We start from the raw sequence: 26,530 nt of genomic DNA on the forward strand, positions 1-26,530 counted from the left end.
GCCTGTCGCGCGGGTTTTTCGTTCTTGTGACAATCGTGCCGGATCGGGCCGTGCCATCGGCATCGCCCGACAAAGAATGAAAATCATCTGCCTCGAAACGGCTAAGGAGCTTACGCCCTGAGACGCGTCGTCGTATCCCGTTCCTCGAGCGCCGCCGCCTTCGCAAATTCGGCCTGCACTTCTTCAAGTGCAAGTTCGGCCGCATCCTGCTGCGCCTTCAGTTCACGAATGGAGACCTGAAGATTGTCGGCTCTTTGACGAGCAGCCTTGGCGAAAGTGGGATAGGCAAAATGCGAGGGATCGGAAATGCCCGACTTCTTTTCCTCGAAAACAATCTGATTTTCCAGATCCTTGGTCATCCGTTCGAACTCAGCCATCATCATCTGAAGCTGGCTCAGCTGACGCTGCTTCTCCCTGACCTGAAATTCCTTCAGGCGGACAAGGCTCTCACGTGCTTTCATACGCAATACTCCCGTGGATAACGAGACCCCGGTTACTGATTTGGCCCGTCGAGCCTGCCCCAACAGACAGAAAACGAAAATCGACAGCGATATTAACAAAAGCCTACCGCTGGTAACCTTTCGTTTACGGGCATCGTTAATCATAGGGGTGATGATTTAAGGCTCCGTAAATACTGAGGCACGAAATATGACGGCCCCGGCATTAACGAGTCAGAAGAGTCAGATAGCGGCATTTCCTCATGTTTCGCATGAAAAGTGCCATTTTGGATTCACGTTTGAAATCAGGGAACTGCTAAAAATATTTAACAATCTCGATACAGCTTGCCAGAGTGAATCAGAATTTGTTAACCATTTGATGGCAGCCTCCAAATCAGGCAACGACTGGATCCGTATCGCGTAAGGGGGCCACGATGACCTTGGGCGGCGGAAAAGGGGAAGAATATGCGGGTTCTACTAATTGAAGACGACAGCGCAACGGCTCAGAGCATTGAGCTGATGCTCAAGTCCGAGAGTTTCAACGTTTACACCACCGATCTCGGTGAGGAAGGCGTCGATCTCGGCAAACTCTATGACTACGACATCATCCTTCTCGACCTCAACCTTCCGGACATGTCCGGTTACGAGGTCTTGAGAACACTGCGTCTTTCCAAGGTGAAGACGCCGATCCTCATTCTCTCCGGCATGGCCGGAATTGAAGACAAGGTTCGCGGTCTCGGCTTCGGCGCCGACGACTACATGACCAAGCCGTTCCACAAGGACGAGCTGGTGGCGCGCATCCATGCGATCGTCCGCCGTTCCAAGGGTCATGCCCAGTCGGTCATCTCGACCGGCGAACTTATCGTCAATCTCGATGCCAAGACGGTGGAAGTCGGCGGACAGCGCGTCCACCTCACCGGCAAGGAATACCAGATGCTCGAGCTGCTCTCGCTGCGCAAGGGCACGACGCTCACCAAGGAAATGTTCCTCAACCACCTCTACGGCGGTATGGACGAGCCGGAACTGAAGATCATCGACGTCTTCATCTGCAAGCTGCGCAAGAAGCTTGCCAATGCTGCCGGCGGCGCCAACTACATCGAAACCGTCTGGGGCCGTGGCTACGTTCTGCGCGAGCCGGATGGTGCCGAATACGCCGAAACCGCCTGATTTCGAGCTTTCTTCCGGGCGCGGCATGGACCCGCATATCCAGGCATGACGCCAACGGACGCCTTTTGAACAAACCCGCCCTTCGAGGCGGGTTTTTTCGTTATGGTCGCCCCTTCCCTCGGTGATCAGGTGCTTCCTGGTGTCAAAGGTCCGAAGGTGGTGACATGCGCCTGCCTCGGCCTTGATCTCGGGTGTCATGCAAAAAGTGCCAAGACGAGACAGCAAAAAGACGCAGCAACTGCCGCGGCTTGTTCAGTCCGGAAACACGTTTATTGCGGTTCAGGCCGCCATCGACTGGCTGGCAAAGACGCTCGTCAGGATCTTGCGATCGAACGGCTTCAGCAGGAAATCATCGGCACCGGCGCGCTTGCCGGCCATCATCTTCTTCAGATCCGCCTCGACGACGCAGTAATAGATGCGCACAGACGCACCATTCGGCAGTCGCCTGATATTGGCGATGAGATCCAGAGCGCCCTCCAGGCCGGCGTCGACCACGAGAATATTCGGCAGCTCGGCTTCGCAGCGCACCAGCGCCTCAAGGCCGCTCGGCGCTTCGTAGACAAGGAAGCCCATGCCGGACAGGATACGTTTCCCAACTTTCCTGACGACATCCGAGCCGTCGGCAATCATCAAGCGCCGCATGTCCAACTCCTTCATGACTTACCTATACGCGTGCTCGCACGCCTGAAACAACCCTATACAAATTTGGCAAAGATTTCGTTACGGAGCTTGCTTAACGCAGGCTCTCCGGCTGTTTTTAACACGCTGAAAATATTAATTTTTCGGTGAACCGGCCAAAAGCCAGGAAAGGCGGGCGCTCAAACTGTGGCCACGCAAATGTCCGGCGCGGGGGCCATCGCCACACCGCGCCGGACATGTATCAAAACAGCAAAGGCAGCGCCGGACTTAGGCGTCGACCGGCTTCATACGCGCCGTGAAGATGATCTCTTCGCCGGTCGAAACCACATCGATCGTCATGCCCGCTTCCTCGCCGAGCAGCACCGTGTAGTAGGGCTGGATCGAATGCGCATCGACCGCCTCTTCCGGCGTGCCGGACAGAAGTTCGACCAGACGCGGCGGCACGCGCATCATCCGGCCCTTGCAGGCCAGCGTGAACACTGCGTCGAGCTCGGGATTTTCGAGCGTGATGTCGATGACGCCACCGCGCGGGATCGCCCCATAGGCGATGAGGAAAAGATTCAGGAGGAGCTTGACCCGGTTCTTGGCGATGATGGCGCGCGGCCCGTGCCAGTTGACCTCGGTCTTCTTCTCGGCGGCGGCAAAGTCCTTGGCCGCCTTTTCCGCTTCGCCGGTATCGATCGACGCGCCGACCGAGCCGGAGGCGCCGAAGGCGAGACGAGCGAACTTCAGGCGGACCGACGCGTTGAGTGCGCTGGTGCGGATGAGGTCCATGGCGTCGGCATCGGCGCCGCCCTCGTCCAGAAGTTCCAGGCCATTGTTGATGGCGCCGACCGGCGAGATGATGTCGTGGCAAACCCGGCTGCACAGAAGCGCGGCCAGATCGGGTCCCGTCAATGTCAGGTTCGGATTCGTTGCCATCGTCTTTCCTTGTTCGGTTCCATCGGCATGCGGACATGAGGCACGCGCTCGGGCAGAGCCGGTAAAGCCTCAGGCGCTAAGACGCAAGCCATGGGCTGCCCGGCGCAGCCGTTCATCAGTGGATCATAATGACACCACATTTGGTAAACCGATTGTTAAGACCATCGGTTCAAATTGCAGGGAAATGGTCCAGACCCCCGCTGGCCGCGCCGTCACAGGCGATGCCGGCCATAGCAAACCCGCAAGCGAGTGATTTTCGCGCCTGACGGAGGAAACGATGCAGCAGATCATGAAGGCAGCCACGATGGCCAGCCGCGCTATCCTGGCGACGATGTTCCTGATGGCCGGCGCCATATCCGCCGCCCATGCCCAGCAGGCGAATAGTCAATATTCGATGCAGGAGATCGTCGATGCCGGTCACGGCTTCTTCGGCGAAACCTCGGGCGGCCTCGCCAAGGTGGTGGAGCGCGCCTTCGAACGTTACGGCCTGCCGAACGGCTATATCCTCGGACAGGAAGGTTCTGGCGCCTTCATCGCTGGCCTGACCTACGGGGAAGGCGAACTCAACACCAAGAATGCCGGCCAGCACAACGTCTTCTGGCAGGGGCCATCACTCGGCATCGACTGGGGCGGACAGGGCAGCCGAACGATGATGCTGGTCTACAACCTTCCGAGCGTGCCATCCCTCTACAAGCGGTTTGGCGGCGTCTCCGGTTCGGCCTATGTCGTGGCCGGCGTCGGCATGACGGTGCTCACCGACGAACACATCGTCGTCGTCCCGATCCGCACCGGCATCGGCGCCCGGCTCGGGGTCAATGTCGGCTATCTCAAGATGACACAGAACCCGACCTGGAACCCCTTCTGACCTAATGCATGTTTCCTTAAATCCTATTCGATTTAAGGATAAAACATGCAGCAATTCAAATGCTACAGCGACCTTTGCGCGTCTAATATGACGCGCGGCGCTGTAGATGGCGGGTGCGCTTTGGCGAAATCCCACCTCAAATACTTGCAGCGCACGAGACGTCATGTTTAGTGCAGGGAAGTAACATCAAGCGCCTTGCTCTGGCTGTAATGGTCGGGCGGGGCGTTTGCTTCCGGTCCAGCTTTGAAACGGCCAGCTCGTGATTGAATTCTCGCTCCTCTTTGCCCTGGGCTTCCTGACGGCGATCATCATCGGCCTTCTCGTCGCGCCGGCCATTCACCGCCGCATCGTGCGCTTTGCCGAGGATCGTCTGAAGGCGACCATGCCGCTCAGCCCCCAGGAAGTGCGCGCCCAGAAAGATGCCGCCCGCGCCACCTTTGCCGCCGAGAACGCACGCACGCAGCAAGCCCTGAAGCGCGAGCGCGACAAGGGCGTATCGCTGATGCTCAACAACGAAAAGACACTGCAGGAGGCACGCCGCCTGAACGGCGAGAATGCCGATCTGCATTCCCAGCTTGCCGACATGAACGTCGAAGCCGCCGACATGCGCTCGGCGATCCGACAGTTCGAGCAGCGACTGGAGCGCATGAAGGTTTCGCTCGAAACCGTCGAGCGCGACAACGCCGGCAAGGCGGAAACGATCAAGACTCTGACCAATCAGTTGGCGCAACAGGCCGCCGCCATCGACAATCTACGCCTCGACCTTGCCGCCGGCGAGACAGAGGCCGAAAACCTCAAGAGCCGCGTCGCGACGCTCCGCGACGAGCGCGATGCGCTGCGTGCAGATCTGAAGACGGAAAGCGCGCATGCCAAGGAAATGGAGCTGCGTCTTGCCCGTGACGAGAGCCGCCTGCAGCGACTGGAAGACAAGCTTTCGCGGGAACTGGCTGCAGGCGCCGATCGCGAAAGCGCGCTCGAGCGACGCGCCGATGAAATCGAACGACTGAAGACCAAGGTGAAAGACGTGAACCAGGACATGCGGGATGCCGCCAAGGTGTTGCGCGCGGCAGGTATCGCCTTCCCAGCGCGCAAGGACCGTCGCGCAAGCGGCAGCGAGCCGTCGGAGGGCGTTGCCGCGCACCCTGCGCAGCTCATCGAGCAACCGGGCGTGCCGCCGCTGGAAACTGCGGCGCTTTCGCATGAACTCAAGAACCGTGCGGCCGCCCTGTCGGAACGGTTGACCAATTCCAAGACGACCGCCCATGACGATGCCTTGCGCGAGGAAGTGGCGGAAATTGCCGCCAGCATGGTGGCTCTGACGGCAACGCGCGAGGGCGCCGCCTCGCCGATCCTCAGCCTGCTCGCGGGTGACGAAAACAACGATGCGGCCGGCCGCAAGAGCCTGGCAACGCGGGCAAAAGAAATCCTGCCGAAGGAATAGGCACTTTCTGTGCGCGTCAGATCCGGTCGTTGATCAAGGCGACCTGATGCAGCGCGATGCCGGCTGCCATCGAGACATTGAGGCTGTCGAGCCCGGGCCGCTGGCGAATGCGGGCGGTGCGTACGGATTTCAGGATGGCCGGCGGCAGCCCCTCACCTTCCGTTCCGACGAGCAAGGCAGTGCGCCTGGCCGGCGGTATTCCGCCGATGTCGGTTTCGCCGGCCGGCGACAGCCCCCAGATCGCAAAGCCCTCGGCCTGCAGCCGTTCGATCAGCGACGCCGCCGACCCTTCGCGCGCAAACGGCACCGTCAGCACCGAACCGACGGAAACACGGATCGCCTTCCGGTACATCGGATCGCAGCTCGTCTCATCCATCAGCACCGCATCGACGCCGAAGGCCGCGGCATTGCGAAACAGCGAACCCATATTGTCATGGTTGGAGATGCCACAGGCTGCGAGGACCAGGCTTGAAGCGGGAAGCGAGGCAAGCAGCGTGTCCCGGCCGACAATGCCGTCACGGCGCCCAAGTGCCAGCACACCACGGTGCATGTTGAAACCGGCGATCGCGTCGAACACCGGTGCCGCCGCCACATAGACGGGCACGTCAGCGGGAAATTCCGCCAGAATGGCCTCCACGCCGGCCACACGGCTTTCGAGAAGCAGGATGGCCTCGGCGCCAAGCCCGCTGTTGGAGCGATGCGCCGCCGCCAGCATGCGCAGCACCACCGTGCCTTCAGCGATGAAACGCCCCTGTCGGCCCGTCAGGTCGCGCTCCTTGATCGACACGAAGCCGGCGATGCGCGGATCTGCCGGATCATCGATGCGGATCGGAGGCGAGGCGCTTGAGCTCATACCGTCAGTTGGTCCTGACGGTGATGTCGGCCACGATGCGGCCGGCGGCGATATCGAAAACGATGGCGCGCGGCTCGGCGCCGGGCAGATTGCCGTAGAAAAGCACCTGCGAGCCCGACAGCGCGACGTTGGTCACCGTGAAGCCGGCCGGGAGGGCGGCAACCGCATTGACCGGCGCCTCGCTCGGAACGGCGATGGCTGCGGATTGCGCCTGCGCCTTTTCGTCCGTGCGGGTCAGCTTGTAGACAATCGTTCCGAGGACAGCCATAAGCATGACCAACATCACGCCTGCCGAGACGAGTTGCAGCCGCACCATCTTGCGGCGAACATTCTCCATCGCCGGGTCTAGCGGCTTGTCTTCCTGGTCATCGGGCGCGGTCGCGGTCATGATTGGCCTTTTATCGGAATTAAAACGGAATGAACGACCCCTTTAAACAAGCAGCAGCCAATAGGAAAGTCCTGACGGCGGGCGAGGACGCCGCAGGGCGGCTCGATTCCTTCCTGACCGAGGCACTTTCGGGCGAGTTTTCCCGCAACCGGATCAAGAGCCTGATCGAGCAGGGTGCTGTTTCGATCAACGGCAAGCTGGTGACCGAACCGAAGAAGAAGGTCCAGCCGGGCGACCATTTCGAGATCGACCTGCCCGAGCCGGAAGATCCGGAGCCGAAGGGCGAGGATATCCCGCTCGACGTGCTCTATGAGGACGACCACCTTATCGTCCTGTGCAAGCCGGCAGGGCTTGTCGTTCATCCCGGCGCCGGCAATTGGACGGGCACGCTGGTCAATGCTCTCATCCACCATTGCGGCAACAGCCTCTCGGGCATCGGCGGCGTCAAGCGGCCCGGTATCGTCCACCGCCTCGACAAGGAAACGAGCGGGGTCATGGTCGTCGCCAAGAACGACGCCGCCCATCGCCATCTGTCAGACCAGTTTGCCGATCACGGCCGCACCGGCCCGCTCGAGCGTGCCTACCGGGCCGTCGTCTGGGGCCGTCCGCGCCAGTTGAAGGGCACCATCGACGCCCCTCTTGGCSGTGCGGGAGACCGCACCAAGCGCGCCGTAAAACGCGAGGACAGCGACGACGCCCGCGAAGCGATTACCCATTACGAGGTCGTCGAGCGTTATCTGGAAAAGCCCGACGGCACCAGCCTGGCATCGACGGTGGAATGCCACCTCGAAACCGGTCGCACCCACCAGATCCGCGTGCACATGGCTCATATCGGCCATCCGCTGATCGGCGACCCGGAATATGGCGCGGCCTTCCGCACCAAGGCCAACCTCCTGCCGGAGGCGGCAAAGTCCGTGGTCAGCCAATTCCACCGCCAGGCCCTGCATGCCTTCATGCTGCAGTTCGAACATCCGTCGACCGGCGAGACCATGCACTTCGAGGCCCCGGTGCCTGACGACATGGCGGCCCTGGTCGAGGCCCTGCGTGGCGGAACGTAACGCCACCTCTTGAATTTCGGCCGCAGGATTCCAATTTTAACTGCGCCTCTATTCGTGATCTGTCTTGCCTCCGGCGTCACATGTTAGTGAAACCGGACTCCTTGAATCATGCTTTCGCCGTACTTATTTTGTAGCCTCGTGGGGTCTTGACGAAGACCCACATGCCCGGCCTGCCGCCCGGAGGCCGGAGACTATAAAGGGGGGTGCTTCATGGCCCGAAACAATTTGCCGTCCATTGCCGCTGGTGAAGGCGGCCTCAATCGTTATCTCGACGAAATCCGCAAATTTCCCATGCTCGAGCCGCAGGAAGAGTACATGCTCGCCAAGCGGTATCAGGAGCATGACGACCGCAACGCCGCTCACAAGCTCGTCACCAGCCACCTGCGCCTCGTCGCCAAGATCGCGATGGGTTATCGCGGCTACGGCCTGCCGATCGGCGAAGTCGTGTCTGAAGGCAACGTCGGCCTGATGCAGGCCGTCAAGAAGTTCGAGCCCGATCGCGGCTTCCGCCTGGCGACCTATGCCATGTGGTGGATCAAGGCCGCCATCCAGGAATACATTCTGCGCTCCTGGTCGCTGGTCAAGATGGGTACGACCGCCAACCAGAAGCGGCTGTTCTTCAACCTGCGTCGACTCAAGGGCAAGATCCAGGCGCTCGACGAAGGCGACCTGAAGCCCGAGCACGTCAAGGAAATCGCCACGACCCTGAAGGTCAGCGAGGACGAGGTCATCTCGATGAACCGTCGCCTGTCCGGCGATGCTTCGCTGAACGCGCCGATCAAGGCGAGCGAAGGCGAATCCGGACAATGGCAGGATTGGCTCGTCGACGACCACGACAATCAGGAACAGATCCTGATCGAGCAGGACGAGTTGGACAGCCGCAAGGCCTTGCTCGCAAACGCGATGAAGGTGCTCAACGATCGTGAACGCCGCATCTTCGAGGCGCGCCGCCTTACCGAAGATCCGTTGACGCTCGAAGACCTGTCGACCGAGTTCGATATCAGCCGCGAGCGCGTGCGCCAGATCGAAGTCAGGGCCTTTGAAAAGGTCCAGGACGCCGTCCGCAAGGCGGCGTTGGAGAATGCCCAAGCCTTGCGCGTCGTCGAAGGCGCATAGGTCCGAGGCTTGGCATAACAGGAAACGAAAAAACCCGGCGAAGTTCTCGCCGGGTTTTTTTGTTGTTTCTGCTTCAGCGTGTCCGGCCCTATTGGCCTGTCGCTGCCGTATTGCCTGACGATCCCCAAGCGCGCATCGCCTGGCTGAAGGCTTCGTTGCCACTCTGGCCCTTTTCAAGCGTCAGCAAGGCGCGGCGACCGTTGCGGTATGTCAGCGGGATATCGATCCATCCACGGCTGCGCAGCAGTTCGGTATTGCTGCCAACCGCTTCGGCGAAGTCATTGAGCGCGATCATGTGGAAGTCGTCGGTGATCTTGGCGGGTACCGCGATCAGCGCATCGCCACGATCCTGCTCCGTCCGCTTCATCGAAACGCGCTGCACGCCGTCGATGGCGCCGCCTTCGAAGTTCTGCGGCAGCGAGAAGACGAACTCGATCACGTGGCTCGCCGGCAGGGACGGATCCGCATTGCGCTTGATCGTCATCAGCGCGGTCAACCCGCGGTCCGGCACGGTGATCTGAGCCTGGATTGCCGGTTCCGGCTTGGCGTCGCCACCCGGAGACTCCTCCTTGACCGACCAGGCGACAGTTCCCGGAATGGCGGTCGGAGAGGATTGGCCGAGCCGCTCTTCGTAGAGGAACATCTTTTCGCCGTTGGCAACCGCAACATCCGGCTGTGCCGGCTGAGCGCCGGGTTGCAGACCTGTACCAGGCGTTCCGGCGTCGGTACCAGGCGTACCGGCCGCTTCTTCCTGCGGTTTTCCGGCTTCGGTCTGCGGTGCGACCGACTTGCCTTCCTGCGCGGCACTTTCACCGTTCAAGACAGCCGGGCCGGCATCGGTTTCCGAGCCATCGGCAAGCAGGCGCTGGGTAAATTTCGTCGACGTGTTGTCCGGAACAGCCGTGTCGTCATGCGCGCCGGGCTGTTGCGTCACGGTCTCGCCGGTCGGCGCCGGGGGCGTGCTCTGCTGTTCCGCCGGCGTCTCACCCTTGCCGGAAACGGCCGACGTTATCGAAGCGACCATGCCGGAAATCCAGGCATTGCCCGCCTCCCGGTTCTGCCAATAGGCAAATCCGCCGCCACCGAGCACGAGCAAAAAGCCGGCGGCGATCACCAGGCGCTTGACGCTGAAGCGCGAAGGCTTTGGCGTCGTGCTATACGAAGTCGGCCGCGCCGGCATCTCGATGCCGCGATCGGTATCCTTGGCCGTTGCCGCTCCCGCACCTGCCGCCGTCGCACCGCCTTCAAGACCCAGAAGATCGTCAATGTGATCCCAGGCCGTACCCGCGCGCTCCTGCTGGCTTGCGGATTCCGCCGAGTTTGCGGCCGGCGTTAGCGATGTCTTTTCGACCGGCCACGACCAATCGGAAATTTCGGCGTCGCTGGCCTTTTGAGCGGGGCGCTCGGTGATCGAGGCAAACGGATCGTCGTCGTCGAACGACCAGGAACGGCTGGCATCCGCTTTCGGCGCCGCCGGCTCTATTTCGGCAGGCTTTTCCTCGACGGGATGCATGCCGAGCAACTCAGGTGCACCGGCATCGTCGACCACGTCGTCCGGCTTCGCGTCCAGCGAGGCAGGTGCAGGAGCGGGCTTCGTGTCTTCCCAGTCCGGCAGTTCCCATTCCGAATGCGCTGACGTTTCCGCAGCAGGCGCGACAGCGGGCGCATCCCAGGTCGCATCCTGCACCGATTCGGGTTCAGGCTCGATGGCCGGGGCAACCGGCGCATGGTCAAGGACCTCTTCAGCGGCAGGCTGGGCGGGTGCGACGATTTCCTCATCATGCGCCTGTGCCTCGACCGGCGGCTGCCAAGCCGGCTCGGCCTGCTCTTCGACGGCTTCGGCGTATTCGGCTGCTACCTCGACATATTCGGCCGGTGCTTCCGCGGGCACGGTCTCGGCATAGCTTTCCGTCTGCTCATCATGCTCGGCAACTGCGTCGGCGTAAGCAGGCTCGGCATCGCCGACAACGTCGTCTTGTGCCGGTTCTTCGGCTGCCGCCGTCACCGGCTCGCTTTCGGCCTGTTCGACCGGCGTCTCGACGACATCGCCCGGTTCCGGTTCCGCCTCAGCGGGCACGACCGCTTCCGCGACTTCAGCCTCGGGCTCGAACGCGTCGACCGCCGGCAGGGCCTCAGCATACTCGCTGTCGACCTCGCCGATCGCGTTTTCGAGTTTTGCCAACTGACGATTGATCATATCGTCCGACGGACGCGGATTCATATTTTCGAGTTGGCGACGCACGGCGGCGCGCGCCTTCTCGTAGACCTTATCCCGCATTTCCGGTGTGTTTTCCGACAGGCCGTCAACGGTCCTGCGAATAACTGCAACAAAATCCGCCATCAGAACTTTCTCATACGCTCAGGCATGTGTTTGCGATCACGACGCAATGTCAGTCCGCCGACACTAGTCCTCAAAGGGGTCCGTCACAAGTATTGTGTCGTCCCGCTCCGGGCTGGTCGAAAGAAGAGCCACCGGTGCACCGATGAGTTCCTCGACCTGGCGAACATACTTGATCGCCTGTGCCGGAAGATCTGCCCAGCTGCGTGCGCCGACAGTCGATTCCTTCCAGCCTTCAAGTGTAATATAGACTGGCTTTGCCGAAGCTTGCTGCGCCTGGCTTGCCGGAAGATGATCGATCTGCTGTCCGTCGAGAGTATATCCGACGCAAATCTTCAGTTCATCAAGGCCATCGAGCACGTCGAGCTTGGTCAGCGCGATGCCGGTGATGCCGTTGGCAGCGACCGACTGGCGCACGAGCGCAGCATCGAACCAGCCGCAGCGGCGCTTGCGTCCGGTAACGGTGCCGAATTCGTGGCCGCGCTCGCCGAGGAACTGGCCGATCTCGTCGTGCAGTTCGGTCGGGAACGGGCCCTCGCCGACGCGGGTCGTATAGGCCTTGGTGATACCGAGAATGTAGCCGAGCGAGCCCGGGCCCATGCCCGAACCGGCGGCGGCCTGACCTGCAACGGTGTTGGACGAGGTTACGAACGGATAGGTGCCATGATCGATGTCGAGAAGCGTGCCCTGCGCGCCTTCGAACAGGATGCGGGCGCCCTTGCGCCGCGCCTTGTCGAGCAGCACCCAGACGGTTTCCATGAACGGCAGTACCTTGTCGGCAACCGAAGACAGCTCGAGCATGATCGCGTCATGGCTGATTTCCGGTTCGCCGAGGCCACGCCGCAGCGCGTTGTGGTGCGTCAGCAGGCGATCGACCTTGGCCGGCAGGGTTTCGAGGTCGGCAAGGTCCATCACGCGGATCGCACGACGGCCGACCTTGTCTTCATAGGCCGGGCCGATGCCGCGGCGGGTGGTGCCGATCTTGGTGCCGCTGTTGGAGGCAGCGTCTTCGCGGAAGCCGTCGAGTTCGCGGTGCAGCGAAAGAATGAGCGTGGCGTTGTCGGCAACACGCAGGTTCTCCGGGGTGATCGTCACGCCCTGCTTGCCGAGCTTGTCGATTTCAGCGATCAGCGCATGCGGGTCGATGACCACGCCGTTGCCGATGACGGCGAGCTTGCCGGGACGCACGACGCCGGACGGAAGCAGCGACAGCTTGTAGCTGACGCCGTCGATCACCAGGGTATGGCCGGCGTTGTGACCGCCCTGAAAGCGCACGACGATATCCGCGCGTTCCGAGAGCCAATCTACAATCTTGCCTTTGCCTTCATCACCCCACTGGGATCCGACCACCACGACATTCGTCATAATTCTCTTCCTGTTGACGCGCGCAAGTAGGGTTGCGCTGTTCTCAAAACCCGCGCATCTATACTGTGTTGTCACCGGGAAAGCGACCCCGTTATGACGGGCGTTCCGCCCTTTTTGCATGACAAGCGCTGGATTTAGCGCCTATATCTTGCGTCTCTCCCGCCCTTGCGGCAATCAATCCCCGTCATCCCAGCAGGTTGCAGCATCGTGAATTCCAGGGCTTATTTCTATCTCTGCGTCACCGCACTCTTCTGGGGCGGCAATTCGGTCGCCGGAAAAATGGCCGTCGGACATGTCAGTCCGATGATGCTCACCACCCTTCGCTGGGTGTTTGCGCTTCTCATCATCCTGGTGCTAATGACGCCGCAGATCCGCCGCGATTGGCAGAAGATCAAGCAGCATTGGCTGCAGCTGCTGGCCTATGGCGTCATCGGTTTCACCACCTTCAACGCCCTGCTCTATTCTGCGCTGAAATATACCAGCGCGATCAACGCGGTCATCCTGCAGGCCGGCATCCCCATGCTGATCTTCCTGTTCAATTTCATGCTGTTTCGAACCCGCGCCTCGATCGCACAGGTGATCGGCTTCACCGTGACGCTGATCGGCGTGCTGATCACCGCCGCGCACGGCGACATCGCCAGCCTGCTGCAACTGGAGTTCAACTTCGGCGACGCCCTGATGATCGCCGCCTGCATCGTTTACGCCGCCTATACCGTGGCACTGCGCTGGAAGCCCACGATGCATTGGCAGAGTTTCATCGCCGCACCCGCCTTCGGCGCCCTGCTCAGCGCCATTCCACTGCTCTTCTGGGAGATCGGCAACGGCACGGCGATCTTTCCTGACACGACCGGCTGGATCATCGTGCTCTACGCCGCCATCTTCCCGTCATTGATGTCGCAGGTGCTCTATGTCCGCGGCGTCGAGATGATCGGCGCCAACCGTGCCGGGCTCTTCATCAATGCCATCCCGGTCTTCGGCACGCTGCTGTCGGTCATGCTGGTCGGCGAGACCTTCCACACCTTCCATTTCATCGCCCTGCTGCTTGTTCTCGGCGGCATCGCCATTGCCGAGAAGGGCCGCCCGAAACACTAATACCAACCCGCACGGATATTGACCTCTTCCGGCCGAGCCGGCGCCCCTCTTTCAGGCGAGCAACCGCTCCATGTAGAGCGCATCCTCGCCGTAGCTTGCAAGCTTGCTTGCCAGCCGCTCGTCCATGCGGACGGAAAACCCCTGCCGCTCCCAGAAGCCGCGCGAACCGTTGACCGACACCAGCGACATCGAGTGGTAGCCGTCCGACCGGGCGATATCGGCGAGCAGCGGCACGACGTTGCCCCCTGCCCCGGATCCACGGGTCTCAGGCAAAAGCGCCAGGTCGTGAATGTACCAGGTGTCGGCGGTTTCAGGGATCTCGCCGAGCACCGCGTTCAGCGCGGGCGGCGCACGGCGGATCCAGGGGTGGCTCAAGACATAGCCTTGAGTGACGCCGCCGACCTCCAGCATGAAGCAGCCCTCCGGGCTCAGTTCCAACCGATCGGCAAGCACGTGATCGTCCTCGGGGAATGCCTCGTGAACCACCAGCTGGATTTCGGAGACCGAAACGAGATCGGGAAGGCTGGCCTCGCGCCAGCGGAATGCCTGTCGTGTCATTGCCGTCATCAATGTTTCAAACCGAAAGAACGCACCGGTTTGCTCCGATGCGTTCCTGGTCATTCTCGAATTCAATCATCTGCCCGCCTTGGCGAGCGGGCCATTCGCCGGCGCATAGGTCACAAAATCATGGCCGATTTGCGCCCTTCAGCCTTGCGCACCAGGCGGTGCGCAAGGCTGCTGCATCGATGATCAATCGATGTTGAACACCAGCGGCTTTGCCTGGCGGATCGCGCCGTTGGCGCGCAGCTTGTCGAGCACGTCATCGGAAACCGGGCCGTCGACATAGAGCAACGCGATGGCGTCGCCGGCTTCCTTCTCGCGACCGAGCTGGAAGTTGGCGATGTTGACGCCGGCATCGCCGAGGGTCATGCCGATGAAGCCGATCATGCCGGGTACGTCGGTGTTGGTGATGTAGACCATGTGGCTGCCGACATCCGCATCAAGGTTGATGCCCTTGATCTGGATAAAGCGCGGCTTGCCGTCGGAGAACACCGTACCGGCGACCGAGCGGGTCTGGTTGGCGGTCTTGACCGTCAGCTTGATGTAGCCGTCGAAGACGCCGGTCTTGTCACGCTTGACCTCGGAAAGAATGACGCCCTTTTCCTTGATCATGATCGGAGCCGAAACCATGTTGACGTCGGCCACCTGCGGCCGGATGAGACCGGCGAGCACGGCACTGGTCAACGCCTTGGTGTTCATCGCTGCGGTCGCGCCATCGTAGAGGATCTCGATTTCCTTGATCGCGCTTTCCGTCACCTGCCCGACGAAGGCGCCAAGCACGTCGGCAAGCCGGATGAAGGGCTTGAGGATCGGGGCTTCTTCGGCGGTGATCGAGGGCATGTTGATGGCGTTGGAAACGGCACCCTTGACGAGATAGTCCGACATCTGTTCGGCGACCTGCAGGGCGACGTTTTCCTGTGCTTCCGTGGTCGACGCACCGAGATGCGGCGTGCAGACGACGTTCGCCAGGCCGAAGAGCGGGCTTTCCGTCGCAGGCTCGACCTCGAACACGTCAAAGCCGGCGCCGGCAACGTGGCCGGACTTGATCGCGTCGGCCAGCGCCTTCTCGTCGACGAGGCCGCCGCGGGCGCAGTTGATGATGCGCACGCCCGGCTTGGTCTTGGCCAGAGCTTCGGCATTGAGGATGCTGCGGGTCTTGTCCGTCAGCGGCACGTGCAGGGTGATGAAGTCGGCCTGGGCCAGCAGCTCGTCGAGCTCGACCTTGGTGACGCCCATTTCCTCGGCGCGCTCCTTCGACAGGAACGGGTCATAGGCAAGCACATGCATCTTGAGGCCGATGGCGCGCGAGCAGACGATCGAGCCGATGTTGCCGGCGCCGATGACGCCGAGCGTCTTGCCGGTGATTTCGACACCCATGAAGCGGGACTTCTCCCACTTGCCGGCCTGCGTCGAGGTGTCGGCGGCCGGAAGCTGGCGGGCAACGGCAAAAAGCAGCGCGATGGCGTGTTCGGCCGTGGTGATCGAATTGCCGAAGGGCGTGTTCATGACAATGATACCGCGGCGCGAAGCGGCCGGAATATCGACATTGTCGACGCCGATGCCGGCACGGCCAATGACCTTGAGATTGGTCGCAGCGGCGATCAGCTTCTCGGTCGCCTTGGTGGCCGAGCGAATGGCAAGACCGTCATAGTTGCCGATGATTTCGGCGAGCTTGTCCTTGTCCTTGCCGAGCTTCGGCTGGAAATCGACTTCAACGCCGCGGTCGCGGAAGATCTGGACGGCGGTTTCCGACAGTTCGTCGGATACGAGAACGCGAGGTGCCATGATGGCCTCCTTGAGAAGATCAGGTCTGAACGGGAATGCGGTACAAGGGCTTCGCTCCCCATCGAGAGCGAAGCAAACGCTTGGGTTAGGCCGCTGCCAGCGACAGCGTCGCCTTCTGGGTCTCAAAAGCCCAGGTCAGCCACGGCATCAGAGCTGCCATGTCGGATGCCTCAATCGTGGCACCGGCCCAAATTCTGAGACCGGACGGTGCATCGCGATAATGGCCGATGTCGAACGCGACACCTTCTTTTTCGAGCAGGGCGACAACGCCCTTGGCAAAGGCTGCCTGTCCATCCGCATCCAGTGCGGCGACGTCCGTGTCGACGATCTTCAGGCAGACCGACGTATTGGAGCGGGTTTCGTCCTTGACCGCCAGATTGGCGATCCAGCCGTTGGCTGCAACGAAGTCGAAGATCACCTTGGCATTGGCGTCGGCACGCGCCATCAGGCCCTTGAGCCCACCGACCTTCTCAGCCCAGACGAGCGCATCGATGTAGTCTTCGACGCAGAGCATCGACGGCGTGTTGATGGTCTCGCCGGTGAAGATGCCTTCGATCAGCTTGCCGCCCGAGGTCATGCGGAAGATCTTCGGCAGCGGCCAGGCCGGCACGTAGGTCAAGAGGCGTTCGACGGCACGCGGCGAAAGAATGATGACGCCGTGCGCGCCCTCACCGCCCAGTACCTTCTGCCAGGAGAAGGTGACGACATCGAGCTTGGCGAAATCGAGGTTCTGCGCAAAGGCGGCCGACGTCGCGTCGCAGATGGTCAGACCCTTGCGGTCGGCGGGAATGAAGTCGGCGTTCGGAACGCGCACACCGGAGGTCGTGCCGTTCCAGGTGAAGACGACGTCACGGTCGAAATCGACCTTGGAGAGATCGGGAAGTTCGCCATAACCGGCTTCGAACTTGCGCACATCGGCGAGCTTCAGCTGCTTGACCACATCGGTCACCCAGCCGGCGCCGAAGCTTTCCCAGGCGACCATGTCGACGCCACGCTGGCCGAGCATCGACCAGAGTGCCATTTCGACGGCGCCGGTATCGGAAGCGGGCACGATGCCGATGCGGTAATCGGCCGGCACTTCAAGAATGTCACGGGTAAGATCGATGGCCTGCTTGAGCTTCGTCTTGCCGACCTTGGCGCGGTGCGAACGACCGAGCGGAGCGCCGGAGAGAGCATCGAGCGACCAACCGGGGCGCTTCGAGCATGGGCCAGAAGAAAAATGGGTGTTGTTCGGACGGATGTCCGGCTTGGCAGGCTTCGTCATGTGCTATCCTTCCAGATAGATAGCCCTTCGTTGGGGAAGGGTGTCCCGCCGTCGGAAATATTGCGGGTCCGGAAGGAAGTCAAGCGACTTGTGTCGCAATCGAGAATATTTATGGCGTCGCAGGCAATATCAGCAAAGATGGGGCTGCGCCTGCCGACCGATTGTTACCAGAACGAGAAACGCAGGCCCGCTCTGATCTCGTGACGGGAAAGTCCATCGTCGAAACCCTTTGCCCCGCTCGCACCCGCTAGCGCCTCGGCGCCGAAGCCGAACATCTCGCCGTCGCCGATATGCGAATAGCGGTAGCCGACATCGAGCTTCAGGCGATCGCTGAGGTCGTAGGAGACGCCGGCCATCAGCGCATAGGTGAAGCGCCAGCTGTCGCGACCATCAAATGAGGTTGTGGCCGGAGCGCCGGCACAGGCGCCGCCGCCGGCAACGCAGCTCTCGCTGGCAAAGGCGGTATTCCAACGCAGATTGGTCGCCCCGATACCGGCGCCGAGATAGGGCGTGAAGCCGGCGAGCGTTCCGAAGTCGACATAGGCGTTCGCCATCAGGCCCAGCGCGGAAAAATCCGCCGTCGCGGCAAAGGCGCAGGACGTGCCGGCACCCTGCCCCGCGCAGGGGCTTGCAGTAAGCGACGAGCCGTCGAAACGACCCTCGAAATAATCGGCCGTGAGGTCAGCGCGGAAAGTGTCGGTGATCTGGTAGCCGAGGCCGATGGTGCCCGAAAGCGGTTTATCGAAGCGTGCACCGTCGAACGGAATATTGCTGTAACCGGTCCCCAGATCGAAGGTGCGGTACCCGATGTCGCCGCGCAGGTAGAGGCCGCTGCTGCCGGTTGCTTCCTGGGCAATCGTGATTTCGGGGGCGTCGATCAGGGTCTCGTCTGCGGCAACTGCCGGACCGGAAAGCAACAGGCCGACACCGAACGCGGCTCCGCAGATCCCGTTTCGCCAATCCATGCCCATGCCCTTTCGCTGCCATTGCCATCGCCGAATAGGATCCACCCACCAGCTGCTTCGTTCAGCGTTAACTATTGCAGACAGAGGTTAACTCGCGGTTAACCATGCCCGTTAGGATTTGCGCAAAGCTTTGGGCGAAACGACAAAGGCCGCCCCGGGGGCGGCCTTCATGATTTCAGCGTCATATGTCTTACTTGTAGACGATCGGCTCCGGCTCGTAGGGAACCTCGCAGACATTGCCGAAGGAGTAGCGCAGACCAGCGCGTGCCTCGTGGATGTAGAAACCCTCGTCGAAGCCCGGGCCGCCGCCGTTGTTGTAGCCGAACATGTCGCCATCATCGACCTGGCGGAAGCGGTAGCCAACGTCTGCCTTGAGATTGCAGGTCAGGTCGATCGCAGTACCGGCCATGAGCGCGTAGGTGAAGCGCCAATCGCTCTCGCCACCGTGATCCGTCGTCGGGTCGCAATCTGCCGGATTGCTGACACTGCAGCTGGTGTTGCGCAGTCCGTCCCATTTCACGTGCGTGGCACCGATACCGGCACCGACATAGGGGGTGAAGGCGCCGTAGGTGCCGATGTCGACATAGGCGTTGGCCATCAAGCTCCAGGCGGAAACCGAGCTTGTGTCACTTGACACGCAGGGACCCGCGACGATCCCGCAGCCGCCTAAGGTCGAGCCGTTGAAGTCGCCACCGCCCCAGTAGTCGAGCGTGACGTCGGTGCGCAGATAGTTGTTGAACTGGTAACCGACACCGCCGCCAATGACCCAGGAGTCATCGATATCGGCCGAGGCGAACTCAGCGATAGAGCCGCCCGGGCCTCCCTGGTAGTAATTCGCGCCGCGCAGGTCGTTCCAGGCGTAGCCGACGTCGCCGCGCAGATACCAGCCGCTGGTCTGGATCACTGGCTCGACGATAGGCGCTTCGACAGGCGGTTGGTAAATGTCGGCAGCAAAAGCTGCGGTGCCGCTGAGCAAGACTGCAACAACGCCACTCAAAATTCTCTTCATGGCCCACTCCAATACATTCGGTTGCTTGGTGCACCATGAAAGTGGTGTCCAAATCCTGACGTTGGTTATGGATAATGAGGGGGAAAGGTTAAACTCCGATTAACTACAAACGTTTACCGTGTGCATTAAGGAACGTTAATACTCCGGGCTGCGGCAACTTGTTCTTTGGCGAGCAAAGAAAAGGCCGGTGATTGTCACCGGCCCTGGAGGAAACTTCTGAAGGTACGCTTTTAAGCAGCGTTACGCGCGCTGCCGATGACATTGATCAGCCCGTCGACGATCCGCTCGACCTGGCCGCGGTCATCGCCCTCGGCCATGACCCGGATCAAAGGCTCTGTACCCGACGGACGGATCAGCAGGCGGCCGGACTTGGCAAGCTCGGCTTCCGCATCGGCAATCGCCTGGCGCACGGCTGCATCCTCGAGCGGCTTGCCGGCGGACACGCGCACATTCTTCAAGACCTGTGGCACCGGCTCGAAACGGTGGCAGACCTCGCTCACCGGCTTGCCCAGGCGCTTGACGACCGCAAGGATCTGCAGGGCGGCCACGAGACCGTCACCGGTCGTGCCGAAGTCCGACAGCACGATGTGGCCGGACTGCTCGCCACCGACATTCAGGCCGTCCTGGCGCATCTGCTCGACAACGTAGCGGTCGCCGACCTTGGTGCGGCGCAGCTCGATACCACGGCCCTTGAGGTAACGCTCCAGCCCCAAGTTGGACATGACGGTTGCGGCGATCGCGCCGCCACGCAACGTGCCATCCTCGGCCCAGCTGTCGGCGATAACAGCCATCAGTTGGTCGCCATCGATCACGGTGCCGTTCTCATCGACGATCAGAACCCGGTCGGCGTCGCCATCAAGCGCGATACCGATATCGGCGCGCACCTCATGCACCTTCCTGGAAAGGGCCGCCGGATGGGTCGAGCCGCAATCGAGGTTGATATTGACACCATTCGGCTCGGTCCCGATCGACACCACCTCGGCGCCGAGTTCCCAAAGCGCCTGGGGTGCAACCTTGTAGGCGGCGCCGTTGGCGCAATCGATGGCGATCCGCAGGCCCTGAAGGGTGACGTCGCGCGGCAAGGTGCGCTTGGCATGTTCGAGATAACGATAGATGTCGCCGTCGACGCGCTTGGCGCGGCCGATGTCTTCCGCCTTGGCGAGCTGGCCGGACAGATCCTGATCGAGCAGGGCTTCGATCTTGGCTTCGATATCGTCGGAGAGCTTGTAGCCATCAGGGCCGAACAGCTTGATGCCGTTGTCCTGGAACGGATTGTGCGACGCGGAAATCATCACGCCGATATCAGCGCGCAGCGAGCGCGTCAGCATGGCAACGCCGGGGGTCGGGATCGGTCCGAGCAGGAACACATCGAGACCCGCAGCCGTAAAGCCGGCGACCATGGCGTTTTCAAGCATGTAGCCGGAGAGGCGCGTGTCCTTGCCGATCACCACCCGGTGGCGATGGGCGCCATTGCGGAAGATCGTACCGACTGCAATGCCGACCCGCATGGCGAGGTCCGGCGTCATCGGAAAGATGTTGGACTGACCGCGGATACCGTCCGTGCCGAAATACTTGCGCTTCATAAGAACTCCATCGTTCTGCTGGGTCAATGCAGGCTTTGCCTGCTTCACCTGTCTGCGTGCTCCGCGACTGGGTTTCATTGACCAGACCTCATATCATTCCGGCTGTTACCGTGGCCCCCGCGACCTTGATGCCGAAGCAAAGGCCGAGAGTATTTCGTTTCTTCTTTGACACAAAACCAATGCAAACGGCAGCGACGATAGCATCAGAAATCATTACATCGCGTTACCAAGTGCAATCCTGCACATACAGCGCCGCGCGTCTTATTAGACGCGCAAAGGTCGCGGTAGCACTTCGAATTGCTGCATGTTTTTATCCTTAAATCGAATGCGATTTAAGGAAAACGTTGCAGTAGCAACAAAAAGCCGCCGCACCCTCCGGCGCGGCGGCTTCTGAGATAAGCGTCTGAAACCAAAACCGCTATTGCGGCTGCGGCTCGAACCCACCTTCGGATTCTTCGCCCTTGTTACCCGACGAACCCTCTTTCTTCACGCCAGCGGAAGGCACGGCGGAGCCGCGATGCGGCGGGGTGTCGTCGCCGAGGTCGCGCGCCGGCTTTTCGCCGCGGATCAGCGCTTTGATCTCTTCGCCGGTCAGGGTTTCGTATTCGAGCAGCCCTTCCGCCAAAGCCACGAACTCGTGGTTCTTGTCGGTGAGGATCTTGCGGGCGGTCTCGTAGGCCTCATCGATCAGACGACGGATTTCGTTGTCGATCTTCTGAGCGGTCGCTTCCGAAACGTTCTTCTGCTGCGCAACGGAGTGACCAAGGAAGACTTCCTGCTGGTTCTCGCCGTAGGAAACCTGGCCAAGCTGGTCGGAGAAGCCCCATTGCGTCACCATCGCACGAGCAAGCTTGGTCGCCTGCTCGATGTCGGACGAAGCGCCGGAGGTGATGTTCTCCTTGCCAAAAGTCAGTTCTTCGGCAACACGTCCGCCCATCATGATGGCGAGCCGCGAGACCATCCACTTGTAGCTCATGGAATAACGGTCGCCTTCCGGCAGCTGCATCACCATGCCAAGCGCCCGTCCACGCGGAATGATCGTCGCCTTGTGCAGCGGATCGGCCGAGGGAACGTTGAGCGCCAGGATTGCGTGTCCGGCTTCGTGGTAGGCGGTCAGCTTCTTTTCGGCTTCGGTCATGGCAGAGGAGCGGCGCTCCGCACCCATCATGATCTTGTCCTTGGCGTCTTCGAACTCGAGCATGGTGACGACGCGCTTGTTGCGGCGCGCAGCCATCAGGGCCGCTTCGTTGACGAGGTTCATCAGGTCGGCACCGGAAAAGCCGGGCGTGCCGCGGGCCAGAACCTTGAGGTCGACATTCGGCGCCAGCGGCACGTTGCGAACGTGCACCTTGAGGATGCGCTCGCGGCCGTTGATATCGGGGTTCGGCACCACGACCTGGCGGTCGAAACGGCCCGGACGCAGAAGGGCCGGATCGAGAACGTCGGGACGGTTGGTCGCCGCGATCAGGATGATGCCTTCATTGGCCTCAAAGCCGTCCATTTCGACCAGCAACTGGTTCAGCGTCTGCTCGCGTTCGTCGTTGCCGCCGCCGAGACCGGCGCCGCGATGGCGACCGACGGCGTCGATTTCGTCGATGAAGATGATGCAGGGCGCATTCTTCTTGGCCTGTTCGAACATGTCGCGCACACGGCTTGCGCCGACGCCGACGAACATTTCGACGAAGTCCGAACCGGAGATGGTGAAGAAGGGAACGTTGGCTTCGCCTGCGACCGAGCGGGCAAGCAGCGTCTTACCGGTACCGGGAGGGCCGACGAGCAGCACGCCGCGCGGAATACGTCCGCCGAGCCGCTGGAACTTCTGCGGGTCGCGCAGGAATTCGACGATTTCTTCCAGATCCTGCTTGGCTTCATCGACACCGGCAACGTCGTCAAAGGTGACGCGGCCATGCGCTTCCGTCAGAAGCTTGGCCTTGGATTTGCCAAAGCCCATGGCGCCTCGCGAACCGCCCTGCATCTGACGCATGAAGAACAGCCAGACGCCGAGGATCAAAAGCATTGGCAGCAGCGTGCCGATATAGCTCAGGAACCCGGAGGAGCCGTCGGTTTCCGGACGAACGGTCACCGTCACGTCCTTGGCTTCCAGACGCTCGGTGAGCGCGGTGTCAACCGAAGGTGCATAGGTCTGGAACGTCGCGCCGCTTTCAGAATAGCTGCCGATGACCTTGGAGCCAGTGATCACGACTTCCTTGACGCGGCTCGCATCGACGTCCTTGAGGAACTGCGAGAACGGAATCTCGCGCGAGCCGGTGCGCTCGGTCGGTTGCTGAAACATGCTAAACAGCGCGATCAGCAAAAGCGCTATGATTGCCCATAGGGCAAAATTACGAAAATTAGGGTTCATCGAACTCCCCGGAACCTGTCACGACCCGCACATTTCGCCGGGCCGCTTTCTTGCCCCTAACATAGGGTTCTGGCGACGCCTTGCCAAGGCAAACCGCCAACTACCGTTCCATTTCTGTCAACAGATCGTGAACCGGCGACCGAACATAGGGCTGACGCCCGAACAATCCGGCAATCATCTCCGCCATGATCAGGTCGAAACCCGGCAAAAAGGTGTCGTAGGGGCCTATGCGCGGCTCAACGTCGGTCTTCGCGACGCAATTGTCGTCTGTGGATACAACACAAGGCGCGGAAACCGACGCCCGCTTGGCAACGCCCGGTGGCAGTCCTGCGGCAATAAGTCTCTCCTGTTGCAGGCCGCCATCGTTGGTGGCGCCGATCTGCACCATGCCATTTCCGACATTTCGAACCGTAAAGCGGCCGTCCCAGATGCCGGCTTCGCCGGGCCTCAGCGCCAGAAGCCGCAGATCACGCGCCTCGCGATAGAGGTAAAGGCCGGTCGCACGCCTGTCGAACACGACGCGTCCCGCCGTCAGCCGTCCGGGTTCGTCCCGCTCGAGAAACGCCATCAGTCGCGTGACCGTTTCCGCGGCCAGTGGATGCGTCCTGCCACCGACGACGGCAGCCATCGCCAGAAGCGCGCGGCGGCAGTCGGCGTCGACGCATCCGGCGACAGCAGCGCCCGCAAAGCTCACCACGAGGTTTTCGTGAACGCGCGCATGAAGCTTCAGCCAGGCGGCGGCCCTTGCCGAGGAGCGCGCCCGCGACGCAGCATCCCATGCGGCAGCCACTTCGCCACCCGTTTCGGCGAGGCGCTCGCGGGTGCGCACACGCTCAAAGCGCATATTCATGTTGCTCGGATCGTCGAACCAGCCAACGCCCTCCGCGCTCAGAAAAGCGCGTATGTCGGCGCGGCGAAGGCCGAGAAACGGGCGCAACACCCAGAAGCGCCTGTCGTAGAGCGTTGCGCGGGCCATTCCGGCGCCACCGGGCCCCTGCCCACGCTCGGACCGCATCAGGATCGTCTCGCGCTGGTCATCGAGGGTGTGCCCGGTGACGATGCAGGTGGCCCCGAATTCATCGGCAGCGCTCGCCAGCAGTTGATAGCGCTCGTTGCGTGCCGCGGCCTGAATTCCCGCCGTCGGCTTGTGGCCGTCCCAGCGTTTGACCATATGTGCAATGCCGAGGCTGGCGCAGAAGGCGGCGATCGCCTCCGCTTCATCGGCGGAGCCGGGCCTCAGGGCATGGTCGACCGTGCAGGCGGCAAGGGAAAGGTCGGCTTTGCCGGTTGCCTCGATCGCCCGGTGCAGGGCAAGAAGCAGTCCCTTGGAATCGCTACCGCCTGAGACAGCTACGAGCAGTCGGGCGGGCCGATGGAAGAATGAAAGAAATCGTTTCGCCGTTTCGAGAACGGCCAGGTGCGCCGGCGTCTCAGCAGCCAAAGCGGCTTTGCTCGCTCGTCACCTTTGCGCGCACGGCCGGCGAGGCCTTCGGGTAGCGCTTGTTCACCTCGCGCAACGTGGCGCAGGCGGTTTCCTTGTTGTCGAGCGCGCCAAGCGACATGCCGAGTTTCAGCAGCATTTCCGGAGCCTTCGGCGATTTGGCGTGCGCCTGATGCGCATTCAGGAACGTCTTGGCGGCTTCGCTGTACTTGCCCTGCGAATACTGCGCTTCGCCCATCCAGAAGCTGGCATCGGCTGCCTTTTCGCCCTGCGGGAACACATCGAGATAGTCGCGGAACTCCTGTTCGGCGGTGCTGTAGTCGCCGGAAAGCACGTGCCCATAGGCCGACTGGTAGAGGTCGCCGGGGTTGTCCAGCGCTGCCGTCTGCCGCTGGCTATCCGGATTGGCGTTGAGCCCGCCATCGGTGCCCGGAAGTGCTACGCCGGGATCGACACCGGGAGGCGTGGCGTTGGCGCCAGGCTGTGCGTCTGTCGTCGTCGAAATCGGATTGCCGCTCTCGTCGAAGACGATCTGGCCGAGCGTCGTCGGCGGTGCCGCACCGGTCGTGCCCTGATTGGCACCCGATGCGGCCATGCCGGTGCCAGGATCGACAGGCGCCATCGTCTGGCTATCCGTCACCTGAGGGGTGACGGACGCCTGATCGCTGGACTTCGGCGTCTGCAATGCGCCGCTCTTCTTCGGGGAGGCCTTGCCGCTTTCCAGATCCTGGAAGCGGAACTCGTTGTCCTCCTGGAACTTCCGGATCTGCTCCTGCATCTGCAGGAGTTGGAAGCTCATTTCCTCGATACGCCCGTTGAGCGAGCGGATCTGTTCTTCAAGTTGGCCGACCCGTGTGGTTTCGGACGCCTGTACCTTCACGACGGGAAGACTGTGCGCCCCTGCCGTGTCGGCGTGTGTCGTTCGGGCCATGAGCCCGGAAAGCGGCATGGCGTTTACTGTCTGGCCCAGGCCCGAAAGGGCCGCGAGACCAAGCAGTCCAGCCACGACAAATTTCTTCATTTCATTTGTCCTGTTCGAATACCGGTTTTCCCACCCTGGAATCGGGGCCCGCAATACATCTCGCCGATTCATCTGGATGATTGCCGCACAGTTTTCCAATTACCCTGAAAAAGCAACGGAGTTCGGCCAAAGTGTGGTAAAAAAGCAAAGGGCGGCACAAGGCCGCCCTTATAATTTAGCGATGCGTGATCGGAAGATCACATGCCGGCGCCACCGAGAACGGTCACGGCGCGGCGGTTCTGCGACCAGCACGAGATGTCGTCGCAAACGGCAACCGGCTTTTCCTTGCCGTAGGAGATCGTCTTCAGGCGGTTGGCCGGAACGCCGCGCGAAATCAGATAGTCCTTGGTGGAAGCAGCGCGGCGAGCGCCGAGTGCCAGGTTGTATTCGCGGGTGCCGCGTTCGTCGGCATGGCCTTCGACGGTGACGGCGTAGTTCGGGTACTTGGCCAGCCACTGAGCCTGACGGTCGAGCGTCTGCTGGGCGTCGGCGCGGATCGAGGTCGAGTCCGTGTCGAAGAAGATACGGTCGCCGACATTGACGGTGAAGTCCTGCTGCGAACCCGGCGTTGCAGCGCCGGCGCCGAGACCAAGCTCGTTGGCATTGTTCGGCATGTTCTTCTTCGAGGCGCAGCCAGCGATGGCAAGGGTCATGACAAGTGCGATCATGACCGGGTTGCGAGCGATGGTCTGCATGCGGCCTGCGGCCGGGGTGTCAATTCGGCTCATGCGCCGGTCTCCTTGAGAAGTGTCTGAATTCACGGTTGCCAGACTGTAACCGGAAGCGGTTAATCGCTATTCAACAGTTATGGTTAACAAATCGATAATTTAAGCTCGGCGCCTGCTAGACCAGCACTTTG

23 protein-coding genes are annotated in these 26,530 nt (G+C 61.5%); 6 read left to right on the forward strand and 17 right to left on the reverse strand.

What is annotated here, in order from left to right:
* Positions 1–110: 110 nt before the first annotated feature.
* Positions 111–461 carry a hypothetical protein gene (locus tag ASD02_RS30775; protein WP_025424705.1) on the reverse strand — a complete coding sequence of 117 codons (351 nt, stop codon included), beginning with the start codon at positions 459–461 and terminating at the stop codon, positions 111–113.
* 441 nt (positions 462–902) lie between these two features.
* On the opposite strand from ASD02_RS30775, the gene ctrA reads away from it, so the two are divergent.
* Positions 903–1,604 (forward strand): cell cycle two-component system response regulator CtrA, encoded by a 702-nt coding sequence (gene ctrA / locus ASD02_RS30780; protein ID WP_025424706.1) that lies wholly within the window; start codon positions 903–905, stop codon positions 1,602–1,604.
* A gap of 279 nt (positions 1,605–1,883) precedes the next feature.
* Here the strand turns inward: ctrA and ASD02_RS30785 are convergent, their stop codons facing one another.
* Both ASD02_RS30785 and ASD02_RS30790 read right to left on the reverse strand, forming a co-directional pair.
* Positions 1,884–2,246 carry a response regulator gene (locus ASD02_RS30785; protein WP_025424707.1) on the reverse strand — a complete coding sequence of 121 codons (363 nt, stop codon included), beginning with the start codon at positions 2,244–2,246 and terminating at the stop codon, positions 1,884–1,886.
* Positions 2,247–2,510: 264 nt separating this feature from the next.
* On the reverse strand, positions 2,511–3,164 hold the full coding sequence (locus tag ASD02_RS30790; protein ID WP_057206585.1) for a histidine phosphotransferase family protein: 654 nt from the start codon (positions 3,162–3,164) through the stop codon (positions 2,511–2,513).
* A 277-nt stretch (positions 3,165–3,441) separates the two neighbouring features.
* Here ASD02_RS30790 and ASD02_RS30795 point away from each other — a divergent pair, with 277 nt between their 5' ends.
* The gene (locus tag ASD02_RS30795) at positions 3,442–4,029 is read left to right on the forward strand and encodes an EipA family protein (RefSeq protein ID WP_025424709.1); all 588 of its coding nucleotides are present in this window, start codon (positions 3,442–3,444) and stop codon (positions 4,027–4,029) included.
* 259 nt (positions 4,030–4,288) lie between these two features.
* On the forward strand, positions 4,289–5,470 hold the full coding sequence (locus tag ASD02_RS30800; protein ID WP_057206587.1) for a hypothetical protein: 1,182 nt from the start codon (positions 4,289–4,291) through the stop codon (positions 5,468–5,470).
* A 16-nt stretch (positions 5,471–5,486) separates the two neighbouring features.
* Here ASD02_RS30800 and ASD02_RS30805 read toward each other — a convergent pair whose 3' ends face one another.
* The gene (locus ASD02_RS30805) at positions 5,487–6,323 is read right to left on the reverse strand and encodes an RNA methyltransferase (RefSeq protein WP_057206589.1); all 837 of its coding nucleotides are present in this window, start codon (positions 6,321–6,323) and stop codon (positions 5,487–5,489) included.
* A 4-nt stretch (positions 6,324–6,327) separates the two neighbouring features.
* Positions 6,328–6,711 (reverse strand): hypothetical protein, encoded by a 384-nt coding sequence (locus tag ASD02_RS30810; protein WP_025424712.1) that lies wholly within the window; start codon positions 6,709–6,711, stop codon positions 6,328–6,330.
* 29 nt (positions 6,712–6,740) lie between these two features.
* Here ASD02_RS30810 and ASD02_RS30815 point away from each other — a divergent pair, with 29 nt between their 5' ends.
* Both ASD02_RS30815 and rpoH read left to right on the forward strand, forming a co-directional pair.
* On the forward strand, positions 6,741–7,769 hold the full coding sequence (locus ASD02_RS30815) for an RluA family pseudouridine synthase (protein ID WP_057258500.1): 1,029 nt from the start codon (positions 6,741–6,743) through the stop codon (positions 7,767–7,769).
* Positions 7,770–7,979: 210 nt separating this feature from the next.
* Positions 7,980–8,885: an RNA polymerase sigma factor RpoH gene (rpoH, locus tag ASD02_RS30820; RefSeq protein ID WP_025424714.1), complete on the forward strand. Its 906-nt coding sequence runs from the start codon at positions 7,980–7,982 to the stop codon at positions 8,883–8,885.
* Positions 8,886–8,973: 88 nt separating this feature from the next.
* Here rpoH and ASD02_RS30825 read toward each other — a convergent pair whose 3' ends face one another.
* Complete coding sequence (locus tag ASD02_RS30825) at positions 8,974–11,226, reverse strand: hypothetical protein (RefSeq protein WP_057206592.1); 2,253 nt, start codon at positions 11,224–11,226, stop codon at positions 8,974–8,976.
* A 63-nt stretch (positions 11,227–11,289) separates the two neighbouring features.
* Positions 11,290–12,588, reverse strand: coding sequence for an adenylosuccinate synthase (locus ASD02_RS30830; protein WP_057206594.1), 1,299 nt, complete (start codon positions 12,586–12,588; stop codon positions 11,290–11,292).
* A 207-nt stretch (positions 12,589–12,795) separates the two neighbouring features.
* On the opposite strand from ASD02_RS30830, the gene ASD02_RS30835 reads away from it, so the two are divergent.
* Entirely contained in the window at positions 12,796–13,680 is an 885-nt protein-coding gene (locus tag ASD02_RS30835; protein ID WP_057206595.1) for a DMT family transporter, read from the forward strand.
* A gap of 51 nt (positions 13,681–13,731) precedes the next feature.
* On the opposite strand, the gene ASD02_RS30840 is transcribed toward ASD02_RS30835, so the two are convergent.
* The 10 genes from ASD02_RS30840 to pal all read right to left on the reverse strand — a co-directional run bounded on the left by ASD02_RS30840 (position 13,732) and on the right by pal (position 26,399).
* Positions 13,732–14,247: a GNAT family N-acetyltransferase gene (locus ASD02_RS30840; protein WP_244494319.1), complete on the reverse strand. Its 516-nt coding sequence runs from the start codon at positions 14,245–14,247 to the stop codon at positions 13,732–13,734.
* 183 nt (positions 14,248–14,430) lie between these two features.
* Entirely contained in the window at positions 14,431–16,026 is a 1,596-nt protein-coding gene (serA, locus tag ASD02_RS30845) for a phosphoglycerate dehydrogenase (RefSeq protein ID WP_057217916.1), read from the reverse strand.
* An 85-nt stretch (positions 16,027–16,111) separates the two neighbouring features.
* Positions 16,112–17,290, reverse strand: a complete 1,179-nt coding sequence (locus tag ASD02_RS30850; protein WP_057221565.1) for a phosphoserine transaminase — start codon at positions 17,288–17,290, stop codon at positions 16,112–16,114.
* Between the two features lie 164 nt (positions 17,291–17,454).
* The gene (locus ASD02_RS30855; protein WP_057221599.1) at positions 17,455–18,255 is read right to left on the reverse strand and encodes an outer membrane protein; all 801 of its coding nucleotides are present in this window, start codon (positions 18,253–18,255) and stop codon (positions 17,455–17,457) included.
* 190 nt (positions 18,256–18,445) lie between these two features.
* Positions 18,446–19,264, reverse strand: coding sequence for an outer membrane protein (locus ASD02_RS30860; protein WP_057206601.1), 819 nt, complete (start codon positions 19,262–19,264; stop codon positions 18,446–18,448).
* Positions 19,265–19,494: 230 nt separating this feature from the next.
* A complete protein-coding gene (gene glmM, locus ASD02_RS30865; protein ID WP_025424723.1) occupies positions 19,495–20,847 on the reverse strand; it encodes a phosphoglucosamine mutase in 1,353 nt (450 codons plus the stop codon).
* 418 nt (positions 20,848–21,265) lie between these two features.
* Complete coding sequence (ftsH, locus tag ASD02_RS30870; protein WP_025424724.1) at positions 21,266–23,209, reverse strand: ATP-dependent zinc metalloprotease FtsH; 1,944 nt, start codon at positions 23,207–23,209, stop codon at positions 21,266–21,268.
* Positions 23,210–23,309: 100 nt separating this feature from the next.
* Positions 23,310–24,650 (reverse strand): tRNA lysidine(34) synthetase TilS, encoded by a 1,341-nt coding sequence (tilS, locus tag ASD02_RS30875; RefSeq protein WP_025424725.1) that lies wholly within the window; start codon positions 24,648–24,650, stop codon positions 23,310–23,312.
* Entirely contained in the window at positions 24,640–25,671 is a 1,032-nt protein-coding gene (gene ybgF / locus ASD02_RS30880; protein WP_025424726.1) for a tol-pal system protein YbgF, read from the reverse strand. The genes tilS and ybgF overlap by 11 nt, the downstream gene beginning before the upstream one ends.
* A 197-nt stretch (positions 25,672–25,868) precedes the next feature.
* A complete protein-coding gene (gene pal, locus ASD02_RS30885; RefSeq protein ID WP_025424727.1) occupies positions 25,869–26,399 on the reverse strand; it encodes a peptidoglycan-associated lipoprotein Pal in 531 nt (176 codons plus the stop codon).
* Between the last annotated feature and the right edge of the window lie 131 nt (positions 26,400–26,530).

The organism is Ensifer sp. Root1252 (genome assembly GCF_001425885.1).
In the GTDB taxonomy this organism is placed as follows: Bacteria; Pseudomonadota; Alphaproteobacteria; order Rhizobiales; family Rhizobiaceae; genus Ensifer; species Ensifer canadensis.

What these genes read in the sequence shown, in the direction of transcription:
- ASD02_RS30775 (WP_025424705.1), bottom strand. Translation starts at nt 461, where the DNA reads ATGAAAGCACGTGAGAGCCTTGTCCGCCTGAAGGAATTTCAGGTCAGG.
- ASD02_RS30850 (WP_057221565.1), bottom strand. Translation starts at nt 17,290, where the DNA reads ATGACGAAGCCTGCCAAGCCGGACATCCGTCCGAACAACACCCATTTT.
- ASD02_RS30805 (WP_057206589.1), bottom strand. Translation starts at nt 6,323, where the DNA reads ATGAGCTCAAGCGCCTCGCCTCCGATCCGCATCGATGATCCGGCAGAT.
- ASD02_RS30810 (WP_025424712.1), bottom strand. Translation starts at nt 6,711, where the DNA reads ATGACCGCGACCGCGCCCGATGACCAGGAAGACAAGCCGCTAGACCCG.
- ftsH (WP_025424724.1), bottom strand. Translation starts at nt 23,209, where the DNA reads ATGAACCCTAATTTTCGTAATTTTGCCCTATGGGCAATCATAGCGCTT.
- ASD02_RS30860 (WP_057206601.1), bottom strand. Translation starts at nt 19,264, where the DNA reads ATGAAGAGAATTTTGAGTGGCGTTGTTGCAGTCTTGCTCAGCGGCACC.
- pal (WP_025424727.1), bottom strand. Translation starts at nt 26,399, where the DNA reads ATGAGCCGAATTGACACCCCGGCCGCAGGCCGCATGCAGACCATCGCT.
- ASD02_RS30795 (WP_025424709.1), top strand. Translation starts at nt 3,442, where the DNA reads ATGCAGCAGATCATGAAGGCAGCCACGATGGCCAGCCGCGCTATCCTG.
- ASD02_RS30790 (WP_057206585.1), bottom strand. Translation starts at nt 3,164, where the DNA reads ATGGCAACGAATCCGAACCTGACATTGACGGGACCCGATCTGGCCGCG.
- ybgF (WP_025424726.1), bottom strand. Translation starts at nt 25,671, where the DNA reads ATGAAGAAATTTGTCGTGGCTGGACTGCTTGGTCTCGCGGCCCTTTCG.
- ASD02_RS30840 (WP_244494319.1), bottom strand. Translation starts at nt 14,247, where the DNA reads ATGACGGCAATGACACGACAGGCATTCCGCTGGCGCGAGGCCAGCCTT.
- ASD02_RS30785 (WP_025424707.1), bottom strand. Translation starts at nt 2,246, where the DNA reads ATGCGGCGCTTGATGATTGCCGACGGCTCGGATGTCGTCAGGAAAGTT.
- ctrA (WP_025424706.1), top strand. Translation starts at nt 903, where the DNA reads ATGCGGGTTCTACTAATTGAAGACGACAGCGCAACGGCTCAGAGCATT.
- rpoH (WP_025424714.1), top strand. Translation starts at nt 7,980, where the DNA reads ATGGCCCGAAACAATTTGCCGTCCATTGCCGCTGGTGAAGGCGGCCTC.
- ASD02_RS30855 (WP_057221599.1), bottom strand. Translation starts at nt 18,255, where the DNA reads ATGGATTGGCGAAACGGGATCTGCGGAGCCGCGTTCGGTGTCGGCCTG.
- ASD02_RS30830 (WP_057206594.1), bottom strand. Translation starts at nt 12,588, where the DNA reads ATGACGAATGTCGTGGTGGTCGGATCCCAGTGGGGTGATGAAGGCAAA.
- serA (WP_057217916.1), bottom strand. Translation starts at nt 16,026, where the DNA reads ATGGCACCTCGCGTTCTCGTATCCGACGAACTGTCGGAAACCGCCGTC.
- ASD02_RS30825 (WP_057206592.1), bottom strand. Translation starts at nt 11,226, where the DNA reads ATGGCGGATTTTGTTGCAGTTATTCGCAGGACCGTTGACGGCCTGTCG.
- glmM (WP_025424723.1), bottom strand. Translation starts at nt 20,847, where the DNA reads ATGAAGCGCAAGTATTTCGGCACGGACGGTATCCGCGGTCAGTCCAAC.